The following is a 15,176-nucleotide window of genomic DNA, read 5'->3' as shown; positions in this document are numbered from 1 at the left end:
CCCGTGGCTGAAAACGCCGCCCAGAACAAGACAGAGACTGGCCATGACCAAGACTCTCCATCACCGTGCCTGCCACCTGTGCGAAGCCATTTGCGGCCTGACCATCGAAACCACAGAAGCCGAAGGCCGGGTGCAGATCACTTCGATCAAGGGTGACCCCCAGGATACGTTCAGTCGTGGGCACATCTGCCCCAAGGCTGTGGCCCTGCAAGACATCCAGAACGATCCGGACCGCCTGCACCAGCCGATGCAGCGCGTGGGCAGCGAATGGCAGCCCATCGGGTGGGAAGACGCCTTCAACCTTGTAGCCGAACGCCTGGCAGGCATTCAGGAGCGTCACGGGCAGAATGCGGTGGCGGTCTACCAGGGCAATCCCAGCGTGCACAACTATGGGTTGATGACCCACAGCAATTACTTTCTAGGCCTGCTGAAAACCCGTAACCGCTTTTCCGCGACCTCGGTCGATCAGTTGCCCCATCACCTGACCAGCCATTTGATGTATGGCCACGGTTTGCTGTTGCCGATCCCGGACATTGATCACACCGATTTCATGCTGATTCTGGGCGGTAATCCCCTGGCGTCCAACGGCAGCATCATGACGGTGCCCGATGTGGAAAAACGGCTGAAGGCGATTCAGGCCCGGGGCGGCAAAGTGGTGGTGGTCGATCCGCGCCGCAGCGAAACGGCGGCGATGGCCGATCAGCATCTGTTCGTGCGCCCCGGTGGCGATGCGGCGTTGCTATTCGGGCTGCTCAATACCTTGTTCGCCGAAGGCCTGACCCGCGACAGTCATCTGCCGGTGGATGGCCTGGATGAGGTGCGTGAGGCGGTCGCGGGATTCACTGCCGAGGTCATGAGTCCGCTGTGCGCCGTGCCAGCCGAGCAGATTCGCCAACTGGCCCGGGACTTTGCCGCCGCGCCGTCAGCGGTGTGCTACGGGCGCATGGGCGTCTCGACCCAGGCGTTCGGCACGTTGTGCCATTGGGTGGTGCAGTTGATCAACCTAGTCACTGGCAACCTCGACCGTGTGGGCGGTGCGTTGTGCACCGAGCCGGCGGTAGATCTGGTGGCGAGCACCTCGGGCGGGCATTTCAACTTGTGGCAGAGTCGGGTGTCGGGGCGACCGGAGTACAGCGGCGAGTTGCCGGTGTCGGCCCTGGCCGAAGAAATGCTCACCGGCGGGGAAGGGCAGGTCCGGGCGCTGATCACCGTGGCGGGCAATCCGGTGTTGTCCACGCCCAACGGCCGCCAACTGGAGCAGGCGCTGGACGGGCTGGAGTTCATGGTCAGCATCGACCTCTACATCAATGAAACCACGCGCTACGCCGACCTGATCCTGCCGTCCACCTCGGCTCTGGAAAACGATCACTACGACACCACGTTCAACATGTTTGCCGTGCGTAACGTCACGCGCTTCAACCGGGCGATCCTGGCCAAGCCTGAAGGCGCGCTGCATGACTGGGAGATTTTCGTGGGGCTGGCCAAGGCATTTGCGGCCAAGACCGGCAAGGAACTCAAGCCGACCATCGCTCCGGCGCAGATGATCGACCGTGGCTTGCGCATGGGGCTGTACGGCGATGCTTCGGAGCACAAGTTGTCCCTGGCGACGTTGTTCGATCATCCCCATGGCGTTGATTTGGGCGCGCTTAAACCGAATCTGACACCACGGCTCAAGACCCCGAACCAGCGTCTCCAGGCCGCGCCGCCCGCGATCCTTGCCGACCTGGAGCGCTTCGCCGCCTTACAAGCCCCGGCCGCCGATGAACTGTTGATGATTGGCCGCCGGCATGTGCGCAGCAACAACTCGTGGATGCACAACTATCACCGTCTGGTGAAAGGCAAGCCGCGCCATCAACTGCTGATGCACCCGGAAGACCTGGCCAGCCGCGGTCTCAGCGACGGGCAGCGGGTGCGGGTCAGTTCGCGGGTCGGGATGATCGAAGTTGAAGTCGTGGGCAGCCTGGATATGATGAAAGGCGTGGTCAGCCTTCCGCACGGTTGGGGCCATGCGCGGCCGGGTGTGCAGATGACGATCGCCAGCAGTCAGCCGGGGGCCAGCGCCAATGACCTGACGGATGAATGTCAACTTGATGAGTTGTCGGGCAATGCGGCGTTGAACGGCGTGCCGGTGACCGTGGCCGCGGCTTGAGTATGTCTGTCGGGGAGACCGAGCATGGCGCTCGGGTTTCCGTTACAATGCGCCACCGTGCCGACCCTTGAGTCGGAAAGTTCAGCCGAGGTGCTCCATGGATATCATCGAAACGATTAAAGAGCAGATTGCTAACAACACCATTCTGCTTTACATGAAAGGCTCGCCGAATGCCCCGCAGTGTGGCTTCTCCGCGAAGGCTGCGCAGGCCGTGATGGCGTGTGGTGAGAAGTTTGCTTACGTGGACATCCTGCAGAACCCGGAAATCCGCGCCAACCTGCCAAAGTACGCCAACTGGCCAACCTTCCCGCAACTGTGGGTTGGCGGTGAGCTGGTCGGCGGTAGCGACATCATGACTGAAATGGCTGCTGACGGTTCGTTGCAGGCCACGATCAAAGCCGCTGCGGAAAAAGCCGCTGCTGCCAAGACCGAAGCCTGATCCGCTTCCTGTAGAAGCAAAGCTTGCTCGCGAAGGCGGCTTAACATTCAACAGATTTGTTGACTGGTCCGCCGCCTTCGCGGGCATGTCTTGCTCCTACAAGAGCAGGCAATAAAAAGCCCCGCATCTCACAAGAGAGCGGGGCTTTTTAGTGTCTCGAATTCAGCGAAAGCTAACTTACTCTTCGCCCATCTGCGATTGCAGATAGTTCTCAAGACCGACTTTATCGATCAGGCCCAGTTGGGTTTCCAGCCAGTCGATATGTTCTTCTTCGGACTCAAGAATGTCTTCGAGCAGTTCACGGCTACCGAAGTCGCCGACGGTTTCACAATGTGCAATCGCGACCTTGAGATCGGCATGACCGGTGCGTTCGATACGCAGGTCGCACTCAAGCATTTCCTTGGTGTGCTCGCCGATGTGCAGCTTGCCCAGGTCCTGGACGTTCGGCAGGCCTTCAAGGAACAGGATGCGCTTGATCAGCTTGTCCGCGTGCTTCATCTCGTCGATGGATTCTTTGTATTCATGCTTGCCGAGCTTGTTCAGACCCCAATCTTCATACATGCGCGCATGCAGAAAATATTGATTGATCGCGACCAGCTCATTGGCAAGGATCTTGTTGAGATGCTGGATGACTGTAATGTCGCCTTTCATGATGGGGTCCTGCCCTTTATTAACTGTCTATGAGGCAGAGTTTGAGCTGCGTAATTAAGAGTGTCAAACCTAAGTTATTGAAACTTATATGAAAATTAATCGGAATAAGAATGTTTGTGTTCCGCGTCTGGAACCTAAGCGGTTGATTTACGGGCATAAAAAAACCGGACATCAGTCCGGTTCTTTGAAATACGGTAATTAGGCGGCAGTAAATTCAACAGGAAATGGAATCGCGGCTTGGGCAGTTTGCAGCTTGGTCAGGGTTTCGCGCACCACTTCCTTGGCAAGGCAGGCACATTTACCGCATTGACTCGCTACGCCGGTGGCCTGACGGACTTCCTTATAGCTGCAGCAACCTTCATAGATTGCATCGCGGATTTGACCGTCGGTAACGCCAGTGCAGAGGCAGACATACATAAGTGAGAACCGTCGCTGGTTGTGACTCAATTGCGATGGATCTTAATGTTAACGAGAATGATTGTCAAAGTGGTTTCTGAAAGCTTTGCGTTATAAGTGTCCATGGCTGACGAACGGTTCCCGACATGGCATTGCGACAGTAACCGCAGCGAGTCCAAATTTATCAGCCCGCTGAAAAACCGTTGAGGACAGCTCAAAAACGCCGTGTATGATGGTCGGTCCTTGCGAAGGCGGTTCGTGTCACAGGGATGTCGCTTGCGGGTGGCAGGCTGACGCGAACCCATTCCTTCACGTTATTTAGACCAGGAGATATCCAATGAGCGTACTCGTAGGCAAACAAGCCCCAGACTTTACCGTACCGGCTGTCCTCGGCAACGGCGAGATCGTAGACAGCTTCACCCTGTCCTCGGCCATCAAAGGCAAATACGGCCTGGTGTTCTTCTACCCACTGGACTTCACCTTCGTTTGCCCGTCCGAGCTGATCGCTCTGGACAACCGCATGGCTGACTTCAAGGCCCGCAACGTTGAAGTGGTTGCCGTGTCGATCGACTCGCATTTCACTCACAACGCATGGCGCAACACCCCAGTGAACAATGGCGGTATCGGCCAGGTTCGCTACACCATGGCTGCCGACATCAAGCAGGACATCATGAAGGCCTACGACGTTCAGTCCGCTGATGGCGTTGCATTCCGTGGTGCGTTCCTGATCGACGACAAAGGCGTTGTCCGCTCGCAGATCATCAACGACCTGCCGCTGGGCCGTAACATGGAAGAGCTGATCCGTCTGGTTGACGCGCTGCAATTCCACGAAGAGCACGGCGAAGTCTGCCCTGCCAACTGGAAAAAAGGCGACAAAGGCATGACCGCTTCCACCGAAGGTGTTGCGGCTTACCTGACCGAGCACGCTGCGGCCCTGTAAGCCCAAGCGTCAGGCACAAAAAAACCGGCCGTGAGGCCGGTTTTTTTATGGGCGGGATAAACCCAGCGACCGGATCAGTCGTTGAAGTCTTCCCAGCCGCCCATTTGTTTCCAGCGATTGACGATGCCGCAGAACAGCTCAGCCGTCTTCTCGGTGTCGTAGCGAGCCGAGTGGGCCTCGCGACCGTCGAAGTCGATGTCGGCTGCCTGGCAGGCCTTGGCCAATACAGTCTGGCCGTAAGCCAGGCCAGCGAGGGTGGCGGTGTCGAAGCTGGAGAACGGATGAAACGGGTTACGTTTCATGTCCAGGCGCGCGACAGCGGCGTTGAGGAAGCCCAGGTCGAAGCTGCTGTTGTGCCCGACCAGGATCGCCCGTTTGCAGCCGTTGGCTTTGAGGGCCTTGCGGATGCCGCGGAAGATATCGGTCAGCGCCGCTTCTTCACTCACCGCCATGCGTAGCGGGTGATCGAGCTTGATCCCGGTGAACTCCAGGGCAGCTGCTTCGATGTTGGCGCCTTCAAACGGCTCGACGCGGAAGAAGTAGGTGTGATCGGGATACACGAAGCCTTTTTCGTCCATGGCGATGGTGGTCGCCGCGATCTCCAGCAGGGCGTCGGTGGCCGAGTTGAAACCACCGGTTTCTACGTCGACGACAACCGGCAGGTAACCACGGAATCGGGCTGCCATTGGATGACGAGCACCGCCTCCGCCGCCTTGACCGTCCTGTTCATCGTCGAAATGGTCTTCACTCACGCGTGTTCCTCCAGCAGGCGCCAGCGCAGTTTTTCACCGGCGCGCAGCGGGATTACGGTCAGCTCGCCAAATGGCAGGCTGGTTGGGGCGGTCCACTCTTCGCGGACCAGGGTAATGCGATCGGTGTTCACCGGCAGGCCATAGAAGCGCGGGCCGTTGAGGCTGGCGAACGCTTCGAGCTTGTCCAGCGCGTTGCGCTGTTCGAAGGCTTCGGCGTACATCTCGATCGCGGCATAAGCGGTGTAGCAACCGGCACAGCCGCAAGCGGCTTCCTTGGCGTGCTGGGCATGCGGCGCCGAGTCGGTGCCGAGAAAGAACTTCTCGCTGCCGCTGGTGGCGGCGTCGAGCAGGGCTTCCTGGTGGGTGTTGCGCTTGAGGATCGGCAGGCAGTAGAAGTGCGGCCGAATCCCGCCCACCAACATGTGGTTGCGGTTGTACAGAAGATGGTGAGCGGTGATGGTCGCGCCGACGTTGGCCGCAGCCGCGTTGACGAACTGCACGGCGTCGGCAGTGGTGATGTGTTCGAACACCACTTTGAGCGTCGGGAAACGCTCGACCACACGCCGCATGTGCTCATCGATGAAGATTTTTTCGCGGTCGAACACGTCGACATCGCCACGGGTGACTTCGCCATGGATCAACAACGGCATCCCGACTTCGGCCATGGCCTCGATCGCCGGGAAAATCTTGTCGATGCTGGTGACGCCAGAATCCGAGTTAGTGGTGGCGCCGGCCGGGTACAGCTTGGCGGCGTGAACGAAACCGCTGGCCTTGGCCTCACGAATTTCTTCGGGCTGGGTGCGGTCGGTCAGGTACAGCACCATCAACGGTTCGAAACGACTGCCGGCCGGGCGTGCAGCGAGAATCCGCTGGCGATAGCCGTCGGCTTCAGCGGCGTTACGCACCGGAGGTACCAGGTTGGGCATGATGATGGCGCGACCAAAGGTGCGCGCGACATCCGCAACGGTATTGGACAAAACAGCACCATCGCGAAGATGAATATGCCAGTCGTCGGGACGCAGCAGGGTCAGGCGGTCGGACATGAGGGGATTCCAGGCGGGTCAAACTGAGGGGAATGCTACCGGAAAAGACTCTCTCAGGCACTCGCTATCAAGTTTTGCAGGAACGTACCGATATGAACTAGGTATGCCGTAAACATGTGTGTGTCGGTCTTTTTGTTGTAGAAGCCAGTGGAGCCTCCCGTGCGCCAGCGTTATTTAGCCTTGCTCAGTGTGTTTGCCAGCCTTCCCGCGATGGCGCTCACTTTCCAGACCCGTCTGGAGAGCATCGAGTGGACGGTCGAAGGTGACAAATTCGAATGCCGCCTGACCCAGCCGGTGACCGATTTCGGTTCCGGTGAATTCGTGCGTCGTGCCGGCGAGCAAGCGATCTTTCGCCTCAAGGCCTACAACTCGGTGATCGGCGGCGGTTCCGCGACCTTGCTCGCGGCCGCTGCGCCTTGGCAACCGGGGCGTGGCGACATTAACCTGGGGTCGGTCAACATTGGCAGCGGCAATGTGCTGTTCAACAGTTCTCAGGTGCAGGCCGGGCGTTTGATCAATGGCTTGATGGACGGCCGCAGCCCGGTCATTCGCCGCGCTTCCGGCGATGGTCGAGTGTCTGAAGTGCGTTTGCTGCCGGTCAAGTTCAACAAGGCGTTCAGTGACTATCAGGGTTGTGTAGCCAAGCTGTTGCCGCAGAATTTCGAACAGGTGAAACAGTCCGAGATCGGTTTTCCCGGCGAAGGCTTTGACCTTGATCCGCAAGCCAAGGCCAAGTTGCAGGTGATGCTGGAGTTCATGAAAGCCGATCCGACGGTCAATCACATCGAGCTCGATGGGCACTCCGACAACAGCGGCAATCGCCTGACCAATCGCGAACTGTCACGCCGCCGGGCGCTGGCGGTGATGGACTTCTTCAAGGCCAATGGCTTTCAGGAATCGCAGATCACCATGCGTTTCCACGGTGAGCGCTACCCATTGGTGCCGAACACCAATGCCGCCAACCGGGCAAAGAATCGCCGGGTCGCGGTTCGCCTGGAACGCGTCGCGCCGACCGACAAGCCGGCCCCGCAATCAGCCTCTGCCGCGAGTGCCGCGCACACATCCTGACTCGCGGGTCATCGTCGCGCCCTCGTAAGAATCTGTCGCTTCGTCGTCATAAGCTGTCGCGGTACTGTAAATTATTTCGTATGAGCGGTAGACTTCACGGCTTTCCGTAAACCCCGTGGAGTGATGGCATGGCGGACGTAAACAAGGTCGTTCTGGCGTATTCCGGCGGCCTGGACACTTCGGTGATCCTCAAGTGGCTGCAGGATACTTATAACTGTGAAGTGGTGACCTTCACCGCTGACCTGGGTCAGGGCGAAGAGGTCGAACCGGCCCGCGCCAAGGCTCAGGCCATGGGCGTAAAAGAAATCTACATCGACGATCTGCGCGAAGAATTCGTGCGTGATTTCGTGTTCCCGATGTTCCGTGCCAACACCGTTTACGAAGGCGAGTACCTGCTGGGTACTTCCATCGCTCGTCCGTTGATCGCCAAACGCCTGATCGAAATCGCCAACGAAACCGGCGCTGACGCCATTTCTCACGGCGCCACCGGCAAGGGCAACGACCAGGTGCGTTTCGAGCTCGGCGCCTACGCACTCAAGCCAGGCGTGAAAGTGATCGCTCCTTGGCGCGAGTGGGACCTGCTCTCCCGTGAAAAGCTGATGGATTATGCTGAAAAGCACAACATCCCGATCGAGCGCCACGGCAAGAAAAAATCCCCGTACTCGATGGATGCCAACTTGCTGCACATCTCCTATGAAGGCGGCGTGCTGGAAGACACCTGGACCGAGCACGAAGAAGACATGTGGAAATGGACCGTCTCCCCGGAGAACGCTCCTGATAAAGCGCAGTACCTGGAACTGACCTACCGCAACGGCGACATCGTCGCGCTGGACGGCGTCGAAATGACCCCGGCCACCGTGCTGGCGACGCTGAACAAAATCGGTGGCGAACACGGCATCGGCCGTCTGGACATCGTTGAAAACCGCTACGTGGGCATGAAGTCCCGTGGCTGCTACGAAACCCCGGGCGGCACCATCATGCTGCGCGCGCACCGTGCGATCGAATCGATCACCCTGGACCGCGAAGTGGCTCACCTCAAAGACGAGCTGATGCCGAAATACGCCAGCCTGATCTACACCGGTTACTGGTGGAGCCCTGAGCGTCTGATGCTGCAACAGATGATCGATGCGTCCCAAGTCCATGTGAATGGCGTCGTGCGCCTGAAACTGTACAAAGGCAACGTGATCGTCACCGGTCGCAAGTCCGATGAATCGTTGTTCGACGCCAACATTGCCACCTTCGAAGAAGATGGCGGCGCCTACAACCAGGCTGACGCGGCGGGCTTCATCAAGCTCAATGCCTTGCGCATGCGCATTGCAGCCAACAAGGGTCGCAAGCTGTTCTGAGACCTTTGCCGCAGTAATTGAAGCTGTGGCCCTGTCGTCGACGGGGCCACAGCTTCAATGGTGGTTACGCCTGGCATTTCGTTGCCATCGCTTATCTCGTTTCTACTCAAGTTATTAACTTCTTCTGGTCACGCATCAAGCGTTTGATCCAGCACTGTCACGTCCTGTGAGTTCAAGTTGTAAACAACGCATAAGGTCTCGCAAGCGCCTTTGCTTCTGTGTGTGGTGTCTTCCTTCAGTAACTGCTCCGATTGGCTGCAAGCCAGAAACACGATCACTTTCGCGGCGTGGTTGCGTGGTTGACGGATTTTTTCCATCAGGGCAGTGACATCCACCTGTGTGTGCATACCGCGCGTATCAATGATGCTCAAATCCTTCAACTCTCCCGGCAAATAGAGGCTGTGTAGAACCCGGATGCTTGTTTGCAGATGGATGCGGGCCGGCGGATCCTGCGCGGTCCGGAACCAGCGAAACCCTCGGCGCCGGTTCGAAAAGCCGGGCAGGGGACGTTCATAGGTCGACGTGATCACGGCGCCTTTCGGTTTCGCTGGAGCGTCGTTCGGGCGTGGACTTTTTCTGTTTTCAGAACGCCCGGCGTTATCGATGACTTTGACGAAGTACTTGTCTTTTCCAAAATCGGAAGGCGCGTACAGCGATCGATAGTTGAAGTTGAGTGTGAGAAAAAAAAGAAAGAGTAAATAGAACGGAAAACTGATCAGGAACCAGACATAAATTTCTCTTTCGTCGCTATCTAGAAAGGGCAGGGAGATTGCGGCAGAGGTTTCTGAGATCGCTGCAAAAATAGCAATGATGGTCATTGGGTTCGTGATTTTCTTTTGGAGTTTTTTCATGTTTTTTGCTCATAAGGTAATGTCTTTTTCTCGTGTGGATAAACGTGTTTGTCGGGAGTAAGGTTGTTGGCTTTTTAAGGTGTTTGATTTTAATGAGAGTCCGTTCCGAATAATAGGTTGTGGTCATATAGAGTAACTGTAGTGCTCATGGTTTTAGGATGTTGGGCGTTCTTGTTTCAAAAGTTTTAGAGGGGGTGTGTTCATTTCTTCAGGCGTGGGTAGATCGTTGGCGATTGGCGTTGTGTTACAGGGATTGATATTCACAATGTTAGTTACTATCAGGACTGGCGCCGAAGGCAATAGAGGCGGGGTGGGTTGTACGGTTGTCGGTAATGCGCGGTATTGGTTGTAAGGCGAAACAAAAAAGACACCCGATGTTGAGCGCACTCAAGGATTTCACGGTTTCATGTGCCTTAAATTCAAGGTTTTTTTGTAGGAATAATCCGCGTTGCTTGTAGGGGATGTCTCTCGGTGCGGGTGCTTGGGGGTGGCGGCATGCCATGGGTGAAACGACTAGGCTATTGTGCGGGCTCTAAAAATTCGAACAGCGAAAATTGGACTTGCCCATGAATAAAGTGCTGATCGTGGATGATCACCCCGTCATTCGACTTGCGGTGCGTTTGCTAATGGAACGTCATGGCTACGAAGTCATTGCAGAAACAGATAATGGTGTGGATGCATTGCAACTTGCGCGTGAACATATGCCGGATATTGTCATTCTGGATATTGGAATACCGAAACTGGATGGGTTGGAAGTGATTGCCCGCCTGACCTCCGTAGCGTTGCCGTTGAAAGTGTTAGTGCTGACCTCCCAGGCACCGGGGCATTTTTCGATGCGGTGCATGCAGTCGGGTGCCGCCGGCTATGTTTGCAAACAACAGGACCTCACCGAATTACTGAGTGCTATCAAGGCGGTATTGTCAGGCTACAGTTACTTTCCCAATCAAGCATTGCATACGGTACGGTCCAGTCTGGGCAATGCCAGTGAAGCCGATATGGTGGATCGTTTGTCGGGACGGGAAATGATGGTGTTGCAACAACTGGCCCGAGGGAAGACAAACAAGGAGATTGCCGATGGGATGTTCCTCAGCAACAAGACCGTCAGCACTTACAAGACCCGGTTGTTGTTGAAGCTTAATGCGCGGTCGCTGGTGGATTTGATCGAACTGGCCCAGCGTAATGGCCTGGTGTGACGACTTAAAGTAAAAAGCCTCCGTTTCGGGAGGCTTTTAGGTGTCATAAATCAAAATCGTAATCGGCCAATTGCTTTTGCAGTCGGCGCTCCTCCAGCAGATTGTCGATGGTGCGGCGCTTGCTCAGGTTGGTTTTTGCTACCTCAACCACCGGTTCAGCGTCATCGGCTTCAACGGGGGCGAAGTCGTCTTCTACGTCCAATTGCTCTTTGCCAGTGCTCATTTTGTTACTCCAGGCTAAGACTGCCTTTGGCGCTCCTTATATCGACATTCTCCCGGCGGGTAAAAAAGATTTTTTCAATCGGTGAATCAATAATTCTAATAGCGCCTCAATCGTCCGAGGTCTTTTGCTTGTATTCGCACAAGTCTTCGATCCGGCAACTGCCGCAGCGGGGCTTGCGGGCCAGGCACACGTAGCGCCCGTGGAGGATCAGCCAGTGGTGGGAGTCGAGTAGAAACTCCTTGGGCACGAACTTCATCAGCTTGTTCTCCACCTCCACCACATTTTTGCCAGGGGCAATGCCGGTACGGTTGCTGACCCGGAAAATATGGGTGTCCACCGCCATGGTCAGCTGGCGGAATGCCGTATTGAGCACCACGTTGGCGGTCTTGCGGCCAACGCCGGGTAGCGCTTCCAGCGCCTCGCGGGTCTGCGGGACTTCCCCGCCGTGGCGCTCCACCAGCAAGCGGCAGGTTTCAATCACGTTCTTGGCCTTGCTGTTGAACAGGCCGATGGTCTTGATGTACTCCGTCAGCCCTTCGACGCCCAGGGCATAAATCGCCGCCGGAGTATTGGCTACCGGATAGAGTTTTGCCGTGGCCTTGTTGACGCCGACATCGGTGGATTGCGCCGACAGAATCACCGCGATCAGCAGTTCGAACGCAGAGGAATAGGCCAGCTCGGTCTTCGGCTCCGGGTTGTCTTCGTGCAGCCTGCGGAAGATTTCGTAACGTTTTGCGGCATTCATGGGTGATGCGTTTCCTCGAAAGCGGTCAGTTTGAGGGCGTTGGACGCGGCCAGGCTTGCCACCCGGCGATCAATAGCCCCAGCAGAATAAATCCGCCAGGCGCCAAGGTGGCCAGGCGCAGGCCGCCGTCGGCGGTCAGAACGATGCCGGGCCAATCCAACCCTCCGGTCAGCCAGGTCAGATGAGCGCCGAGGGTGCCGTTGCCGATGAGTTCGCGCAGCAGGCCCAGGCCCACCATCAGCGCGCCGAACAGGCCACACAGGCGTAGACGATCACGCCAGGGACTCTGGAAAAAGTCATTGTTGTCCAGCACCACACATTGCAATGCGATAAGCGCCGCATACAACCCCAGATGTTGCTGCCATTGCAACGACCAGGCTTGCCCGGCGAGTTCGGCGCAACTGGTCAGCGTGGCCGCCAGCAGGACGCCGGCGGGCAGGCGTGCCCATGGGGCGAGTCGGGCGCGCAACGGGCCCATTGCGACGCCATAGGCCGCAATCACCACCACGAACATCAGCCACAGTCCCAGCGCAGTCATCAAGGAGCCGCTGGCGCCGATCAGTGGCGCCAGCATCAGTGAGTTCTGCACAGACGCCTTATTCATGGGAGCCACTCCCCAGCAGCGGTTGCCGATGTTCATCGAAGTAGCGCAACGCATCATGAATCGCATTGATCACGGCTCTTGACGTCGTGGTCGCCCCGGCCATTTGATCGAATTGCCCCTGATCCTTTTTCAACGCCCAGCCATTGTCCGCGGGTTCGGTGCGTGACTTGCCGGTAAAGAGGTGCAGCCAGACATTCGGCCAATCGGCGAGACGACCGCCGAGGCCCGGTGTCTCTGCCTGCTTGAGGGTTTTGACCCCCAGCAGCTTGCCATTGGCGTCGATGGCGATCAGCAATTCGATGGCGCTGGTGTAACCCAGGGTCTGGCTGCGCAGCAACACGGCGCTGGGCTGGCCGGACTTGGTCGCCCGGTAACCCCCCAGCAACGTGCTGTTGCCCAGCGGGATGTTTTCAACGGCGAGTGGTTGTTCCAGGGGTTGGTTGTCGTAGCTGTCGGGCGGCAACATATCCAGCAGCGTGCGACTGTCGATCAGGCGCTGTTCAGCAGCAATGCGCGTCGCGCTGGTGTGTTGCACCAGGTAGGTCGCGCCGGTTCCAAGGCCGGCCAATAACACCAGGATCACAACGCTGGTCGCCCGGTTCATGGTGCGGTTCGCTCCTGCCGGGCCGCGACACATCGCTCCAGCGCCGGCACGCAGAGGTTCATCAGCAGCACGGCAAAAGCCACGCCATCCGGATACCCGCCCCAGGTTCGAATCAGGTAGGTCAGCAGTCCCACCCCTACGCCGAACAACAGTCGGGCCGTGGGGCTTTTGGCGCCGGACACCGGTTCCGTGACGATAAAGAACGCACCGAGCATGCTCGCGCCGGTGAGCAGATGAAACAGTGGCGAACCATGGGAGTCGGAGCCCGAGCCGTTCCAGCACACCAGGCTGATGACGAACAGGCTGGCGAGCATGCCCACCGGCGCATGCCAGCTGAATACCCGTTGCTGCAGCAGAAACGCACCACCGGCCAGAAACGCCAGGTTCACCCATTCCACACCGCGACCGCCGAAATGCCCGAACGCCGGGTTGCCGGCGAACAGCTCATCCATGGTCAGGCTTTTGTTGATGCGCAGGCTGTCCAGCGCCGTGGCCTGCACCCACGCATCCGGGGTCTGACTGAAACTGAAGCCGAACACCTGGGACAGACCGCCGAGCAGGTCCATGCCATGGGACGATGGCCAATGTGTCATCAGTTGGGGAAAGGTCACCAGCATCAGGGCGAAACCGAGCATGGCCGGGTTGAACGGGTTCTTGCCGACACCGCCATACACATGTTTACCGAACAGCAGCGCGGCGGCGGCCGCACTGACCGTCAGCCACCACGGGCAATAGGGCGGCAAGGCCAGCGCCAGCAGCGTCGCCGTGACCAAGGCACTGCCGTCGCTCAAGGTCGGCTTGAGCGGGCGCTGGCGCAATTTCAGCACGGCGGCCTCGACCGCCAGCGCCGTCACGGCCGTCAGAATCAGGTTGATCAATACGCCCCAGCCATACAGCCAAAACAGCGCCAGCACCCCCGGAAGGGTGGCCAGCAATACCCGCTTCATGGCCTGCTGAAGGCGTTCGTCCACCGATTCAAGGGGCGACATAGGCCTCCATCAGACGTTCGGCTTCCAAGAGTCGGGTGCGTGCCTTGTCCAACAACTCGGCAGGCGTATCGCCCCGACGTTCAAGTTTGCTGACGTCGGCGCGGGCGTAGGCCAATTCGGTTTTCAGCTGTCGAAGCTGGCTGTCGATCGGGCGTTTTTCGACGCGCACCAGGTACGGCAACGGTTGATCGCTGACCGCTTCGGCCTCGTGCAAGGCTTGTTCGGCACTCTTCAACGCCTTTTCCAACGCTTCAATCTGCTGCGCCGGGGCTTCGCTGGTTTGCGCTTTTTTCAGCTCTGCGCGGCGCATGGCCAGCTGGATTTTCGCCCGTTTCAGGTCAGCATCTTTCGCCGGGGCAACCGGTGCCGGGGCGGGTGGCGCGGTGCTTTCCAGTTGGGCCAGCGCCTGCTCGGCGGCTTCGAACTGTTGTTGCAGCACGATCAGTTGCGATTGTTGCTCGAAGGTCGGTGGATGGCCGAAGGCCTTGAGCGATTTGTTCAATTGCGCCCGACTCATCGCCAGATCGATCTTGGCCTTTTTCAACGCCGCGTCAGCCGTCGCGGTTTTCTGCGCACGGACCCGCTCAAGGGCGGCCTGTACCGGATTGACCGTCACTTCGCTGGGTTGTGCGGCACGTTGGGCGCGGGCCTGGCGCTCGGTGACTTTCTGTTGTTCTTCACGTTGCAAACGAGCATTGCGCTGTTCGAAACGCCGCCGTGCACGGTTGCGCTTGGTGGCCCGGGCTCGTTGTTCTTCAAGGCTGAACGCCAGGCCGCCGACAATCGGCAGCACCGAGGCCAACGGCAGCGGGCGCATCTCGATGCAGTCCACCGGGCACGGCGCCACGCACAGGTCGCAACCGGTGCATTCATCGACGATCACCGTGTGCATCAGTTTCGCCGCACCAACGATGGCGTCCACCGGGCAGGCCTGGATGCACTTGGTGCAGCCGATGCATTCGGCTTCGCGGATGTAGGCAATCTGCGCCGGGGCCGAGCCGCGACTGGTGTCCAGTTCCAGCACCGGGACTTTCAGCAAGTCGGCCAGGGCGGCGATGGTTTCGCTGCCGCCCGGCGGGCACTTGTTGATCGACTCGCCACTGGCGATGCCTTCGGCGTAGGGCTTGCATCCAGGGTGGCCGCACTTGCCGCATTGGGTTTGCGGCAAGAGGGCGTCGATGCG

Annotated in this window: 16 protein-coding genes and 1 pseudogene; 6 read left to right on the top strand and 11 right to left on the bottom strand. The window is 58.3% G+C overall.

The window, feature by feature from the left end; all coding sequences use genetic code 11:
• Positions 1 to 43 precede the first annotated feature (43 nt).
• Together ACY4LX_RS27080 and grxD are read left to right on the top strand one after the other, a co-directional pair.
• Positions 44 to 2,149 carry a molybdopterin oxidoreductase family protein gene (locus tag ACY4LX_RS27080; RefSeq protein WP_149657987.1) on the top strand — a complete coding sequence of 702 codons (2,106 nt, stop codon included), beginning with the start codon at positions 44 to 46 and terminating at the stop codon, positions 2,147 to 2,149.
• A 97-nt stretch (positions 2,150 to 2,246) separates the two neighbouring features.
• On the top strand, positions 2,247 to 2,588 hold the full coding sequence (gene grxD / locus ACY4LX_RS27075) for a Grx4 family monothiol glutaredoxin (protein WP_109501982.1): 342 nt from the start codon (positions 2,247 to 2,249) through the stop codon (positions 2,586 to 2,588).
• 177 nt (positions 2,589 to 2,765) lie between these two features.
• On the opposite strand, the gene bfr is transcribed toward grxD, so the two are convergent.
• Positions 2,766 to 3,239, bottom strand: coding sequence for a bacterioferritin (bfr, locus tag ACY4LX_RS27070; RefSeq protein ID WP_149657986.1), 474 nt, complete (start codon positions 3,237 to 3,239; stop codon positions 2,766 to 2,768).
• 198 nt (positions 3,240 to 3,437) lie between these two features.
• On the bottom strand, positions 3,438 to 3,656 hold the full coding sequence (locus tag ACY4LX_RS27065) for a bacterioferritin-associated ferredoxin (protein ID WP_008057530.1): 219 nt from the start codon (positions 3,654 to 3,656) through the stop codon (positions 3,438 to 3,440).
• Between the two features lie 316 nt (positions 3,657 to 3,972).
• Between ACY4LX_RS27065 and ACY4LX_RS27060 the strand changes: the two genes are divergently transcribed.
• Positions 3,973 to 4,575, top strand: a complete 603-nt coding sequence (locus ACY4LX_RS27060; RefSeq protein ID WP_133840116.1) for a peroxiredoxin — start codon at positions 3,973 to 3,975, stop codon at positions 4,573 to 4,575.
• Between the two features lie 74 nt (positions 4,576 to 4,649).
• Here the strand turns inward: ACY4LX_RS27060 and rnt are convergent, their stop codons facing one another.
• Positions 4,650 to 5,327, bottom strand: a complete 678-nt coding sequence (rnt, locus tag ACY4LX_RS27055; RefSeq protein ID WP_133840115.1) for a ribonuclease T — start codon at positions 5,325 to 5,327, stop codon at positions 4,650 to 4,652.
• Positions 5,324 to 6,370, bottom strand: a complete 1,047-nt coding sequence (pyrC, locus tag ACY4LX_RS27050; protein WP_149657985.1) for a dihydroorotase — start codon at positions 6,368 to 6,370, stop codon at positions 5,324 to 5,326. The genes rnt and pyrC overlap by 4 nt, the downstream gene beginning before the upstream one ends.
• Before the next feature lie 159 nt (positions 6,371 to 6,529).
• Between pyrC and ACY4LX_RS27045 the strand changes: the two genes are divergently transcribed.
• Together ACY4LX_RS27045 and ACY4LX_RS27040 are read left to right on the top strand one after the other, a co-directional pair.
• Positions 6,530 to 7,438: a flagellar protein MotY gene (locus ACY4LX_RS27045; protein WP_463258348.1), complete on the top strand. Its 909-nt coding sequence runs from the start codon at positions 6,530 to 6,532 to the stop codon at positions 7,436 to 7,438.
• 128 nt (positions 7,439 to 7,566) lie between these two features.
• Complete coding sequence (locus tag ACY4LX_RS27040) at positions 7,567 to 8,784, top strand: argininosuccinate synthase (RefSeq protein WP_133840112.1); 1,218 nt, start codon at positions 7,567 to 7,569, stop codon at positions 8,782 to 8,784.
• A gap of 128 nt (positions 8,785 to 8,912) precedes the next feature.
• Here ACY4LX_RS27040 and ACY4LX_RS27035 read toward each other — a convergent pair whose 3' ends face one another.
• Positions 8,913 to 9,635: a hypothetical protein gene (locus tag ACY4LX_RS27035; protein WP_463258347.1), complete on the bottom strand. Its 723-nt coding sequence runs from the start codon at positions 9,633 to 9,635 to the stop codon at positions 8,913 to 8,915.
• Between the two features lie 566 nt (positions 9,636 to 10,201).
• Here ACY4LX_RS27035 and ACY4LX_RS27030 point away from each other — a divergent pair.
• Positions 10,202 to 10,828, top strand: a complete 627-nt coding sequence (locus tag ACY4LX_RS27030) for a response regulator transcription factor (protein WP_054045186.1) — start codon at positions 10,202 to 10,204, stop codon at positions 10,826 to 10,828.
• Positions 10,829 to 10,871: 43 nt separating this feature from the next.
• Here the strand turns inward: ACY4LX_RS27030 and ACY4LX_RS27025 are convergent, their stop codons facing one another.
• The 6 genes and pseudogenes from ACY4LX_RS27025 to rsxB all read right to left on the bottom strand — a co-directional run.
• The gene (locus ACY4LX_RS27025; RefSeq protein ID WP_149657982.1) at positions 10,872 to 11,051 is read right to left on the bottom strand and encodes a PA3496 family putative envelope integrity protein; all 180 of its coding nucleotides are present in this window, start codon (positions 11,049 to 11,051) and stop codon (positions 10,872 to 10,874) included.
• Between the two features lie 106 nt (positions 11,052 to 11,157).
• Entirely contained in the window at positions 11,158 to 11,796 is a 639-nt protein-coding gene (gene nth / locus ACY4LX_RS27020; protein WP_463258346.1) for an endonuclease III, read from the bottom strand.
• Between the two features lie 25 nt (positions 11,797 to 11,821).
• A complete protein-coding gene (locus ACY4LX_RS27015; protein WP_463258345.1) occupies positions 11,822 to 12,400 on the bottom strand; it encodes an Rnf-Nqr domain containing protein in 579 nt (192 codons plus the stop codon).
• The gene (locus ACY4LX_RS27010; RefSeq protein WP_149657979.1) at positions 12,393 to 13,004 is read right to left on the bottom strand and encodes an RnfABCDGE type electron transport complex subunit G; all 612 of its coding nucleotides are present in this window, start codon (positions 13,002 to 13,004) and stop codon (positions 12,393 to 12,395) included. The genes ACY4LX_RS27015 and ACY4LX_RS27010 overlap by 8 nt, the downstream gene beginning before the upstream one ends.
• Positions 13,001 to 13,993 (bottom strand): RnfABCDGE type electron transport complex subunit D, encoded by a 993-nt coding sequence (locus ACY4LX_RS27005; protein WP_149657978.1) that lies wholly within the window; start codon positions 13,991 to 13,993, stop codon positions 13,001 to 13,003. Before ACY4LX_RS27005 ends, ACY4LX_RS27010 begins: the two co-directional genes overlap by 4 nt.
• 802 nt (positions 13,994 to 14,795) lie before the next feature.
• Positions 14,796 to 15,170, bottom strand: a pseudogene (rsxB, locus tag ACY4LX_RS27000) (electron transport complex subunit RsxB); the annotation flags it as partial.
• Positions 15,171 to 15,176 lie beyond the last annotated feature (6 nt).

This window comes from Pseudomonas sp. Emmai (assembly GCF_055179735.1).
Note: the sequence above shows the minus strand (reverse complement) of the source record. Positions and strands in the feature narration are given on the sequence as shown.

What these genes read in the sequence shown, in the direction of transcription:
- ACY4LX_RS27080 (WP_149657987.1), top strand. Translation starts at nt 44, where the DNA reads ATGACCAAGACTCTCCATCACCGTGCCTGCCACCTGTGCGAAGCCATT.
- grxD (WP_109501982.1), top strand. Translation starts at nt 2,247, where the DNA reads ATGGATATCATCGAAACGATTAAAGAGCAGATTGCTAACAACACCATT.
- bfr (WP_149657986.1), bottom strand. Translation starts at nt 3,239, where the DNA reads ATGAAAGGCGACATTACAGTCATCCAGCATCTCAACAAGATCCTTGCC.
- ACY4LX_RS27065 (WP_008057530.1), bottom strand. Translation starts at nt 3,656, where the DNA reads ATGTATGTCTGCCTCTGCACTGGCGTTACCGACGGTCAAATCCGCGAT.
- ACY4LX_RS27060 (WP_133840116.1), top strand. Translation starts at nt 3,973, where the DNA reads ATGAGCGTACTCGTAGGCAAACAAGCCCCAGACTTTACCGTACCGGCT.
- pyrC (WP_149657985.1), bottom strand. Translation starts at nt 6,370, where the DNA reads ATGTCCGACCGCCTGACCCTGCTGCGTCCCGACGACTGGCATATTCAT.
- ACY4LX_RS27040 (WP_133840112.1), top strand. Translation starts at nt 7,567, where the DNA reads ATGGCGGACGTAAACAAGGTCGTTCTGGCGTATTCCGGCGGCCTGGAC.
- ACY4LX_RS27035 (WP_463258347.1), bottom strand. Translation starts at nt 9,635, where the DNA reads ATGAAAAAACTCCAAAAGAAAATCACGAACCCAATGACCATCATTGCT.
- ACY4LX_RS27030 (WP_054045186.1), top strand. Translation starts at nt 10,202, where the DNA reads ATGAATAAAGTGCTGATCGTGGATGATCACCCCGTCATTCGACTTGCG.
- ACY4LX_RS27025 (WP_149657982.1), bottom strand. Translation starts at nt 11,051, where the DNA reads ATGAGCACTGGCAAAGAGCAATTGGACGTAGAAGACGACTTCGCCCCC.
- nth (WP_463258346.1), bottom strand. Translation starts at nt 11,796, where the DNA reads ATGAATGCCGCAAAACGTTACGAAATCTTCCGCAGGCTGCACGAAGAC.
- ACY4LX_RS27015 (WP_463258345.1), bottom strand. Translation starts at nt 12,400, where the DNA reads ATGAATAAGGCGTCTGTGCAGAACTCACTGATGCTGGCGCCACTGATC.
- ACY4LX_RS27010 (WP_149657979.1), bottom strand. Translation starts at nt 13,004, where the DNA reads ATGAACCGGGCGACCAGCGTTGTGATCCTGGTGTTATTGGCCGGCCTT.
- ACY4LX_RS27005 (WP_149657978.1), bottom strand. Translation starts at nt 13,993, where the DNA reads ATGTCGCCCCTTGAATCGGTGGACGAACGCCTTCAGCAGGCCATGAAG.